The organism is Mesorhizobium sp. M7A.F.Ca.US.014.04.1.1 (assembly GCF_003998745.1).
GTDB lineage: Bacteria > Pseudomonadota > Alphaproteobacteria > Rhizobiales > Rhizobiaceae > Mesorhizobium > Mesorhizobium ciceri.
The window spans coordinates 1-1,638 of sequence record NZ_RZRW01000058.1 but is presented as its reverse complement, the minus strand read 5'-3'; the positions used below and the strand labels follow the sequence as shown (position 1 = coordinate 1,638).

The window sequence follows — 1,638 nt, the reverse complement described above, 5'->3', positions numbered from 1 at the left end:
CCGAGATCATCGTCAATCCATACTGGAACGCGCCGGTCTCGATCGTGCGCAAGGACATCATTCCGCTGATGCGGAAAAATCCCGATTATCTCAAGAACAGCCACATCCGCCTGTTCGCGCCCGATGGCAGCGAAGTCGATCCGATGAATGTCGACTGGTCGACCGACGACGCCGCCAAGTACCGGTTCCGTCAGGATCCCGGCTCGGAAAACGCCATGGCTTCGGTGAAGATCAATTTCCCGAGCCCTGATGGCGTCTACATGCACGACACGCCGCAGCAGAGCCTGTTCGGCAAGATGTTGCGTTTCGATTCCTCGGGCTGCGTGCGCGTGCAGAATGTGCGCGACCTCGTCACCTGGATCCTGCGCGACACGCCCGGCTGGGACCGCCAGCATTTCGAGGCGGCGATCAAGACCGGTGAAAACACGCCGATCCAGGTCACCAATCCGGTGCCGGTCCACTTCCTCTATCTCTCGGCCTGGTCGACCGGTCCGGGCGTGGTGCAGTTCCGCGACGACGTCTACGCGCTTGATGGCAACAACGAGCTGCAGATCACGTCCGCGCTTTAAATATTTGATTTCTATTTAAAAAGGCCGCCTCTCAGGGCGGCCTTTTTTCATTGATTGGGTGCCGCGGCGTTTTCACGGGAGGGCGGCTGGACGGATCGGCCGGCTTTGCGCATGGTCGGCGGGAAAGCCTGGAACCGGACCATGGAAGTCGCTGTCTTCATTCTGGTCGTGCTCGTCTTCGTGGCGCTTTCCGGCGCGCTGGTTCGCCTGGTGCGGGTGCCGTTGCCGGTGCTGCAGATTGCGATCGGTGCCGCGCTCGCCTGGCCGGTGCGCGGCATCCATGTCGAGATCAATCCGGAGCTGTTCCTGCTGGTGTTCATTCCGCCGCTGCTGTTCGGCGATGCCTATGGCGCACCGAAGCGTGAACTGATGGCGCTGCGCGGACCGATCCTGGATCTGGCCATAGGGCTGGTCTTCTTCACCATCGTCGGCTTCGGCTACGCCTTGCATTGGCTAGTGCCGAGCATCCCTCTGGTGGTCGCTTTTGCGCTTGCCGCGGTGCTGTCGCCGACCGACGCGGTGGCCGTGTCCTCGATCGTCGACAGGAATGTCGTCCCGGCGCGGCTGATGCACATTCTCGAAGGCGAGTCGCTGCTCAACGACGCTTCAGGCCTCGTCATGTTCCGCTTCGCCGTCGCAGCAGTGCTGACCGGCAGCTTTTCCCTTGCCGCGGCTTCGTTCAGTTTTCTCTATGCCGTGGCGATCGGCATCCTGATCGGCGTCGCGGCGCTGTTCGTTGCCGCCAAGCTGCTGCAATTGCTCAACCGGATCGGCGGCGTGCCGGCCGAAGCGCAGGTGCTGGTGATGGTTCTGCTGCCCTTCATCGCCTATCTCGGCGCCGAGCATGTCGGAGCGTCCGGTATTCTGGCGGCTGTTACCGCCGGCCTGCTCACCGGCGGCTCCGGCGTGTTTCGCTTCCTCGGCGTCTCGGCCCGCATGCAGACGATGTCGCTGTGGACGACGCTTTCCTTCGTTTTCAACGGTGCTCTCTTCATCGTGCTCGGCCTGCAGCTTCCCGACATCATCCGCCATGTGCCGCCGGAACTCATGAGCCTGCACCCGATCATCC

General features: G+C 62.3%; 2 protein-coding genes. Both read left to right on the top strand.

Annotation, left to right across the window (positions count from 1 at the left end; all coding sequences use genetic code 11):
* Nucleotides 1–569 (top strand): L,D-transpeptidase family protein (locus EOA22_RS38660; RefSeq protein ID WP_245478601.1); only part of this gene is annotated, 569 nt, incomplete at its 5' end.
* 141 nt (nucleotides 570–710) lie between these two features.
* On the top strand, nucleotides 711–1,638 hold a 928-nt coding region (locus EOA22_RS06285), incomplete at its 3' end, for a sodium:proton antiporter (protein ID WP_164755283.1).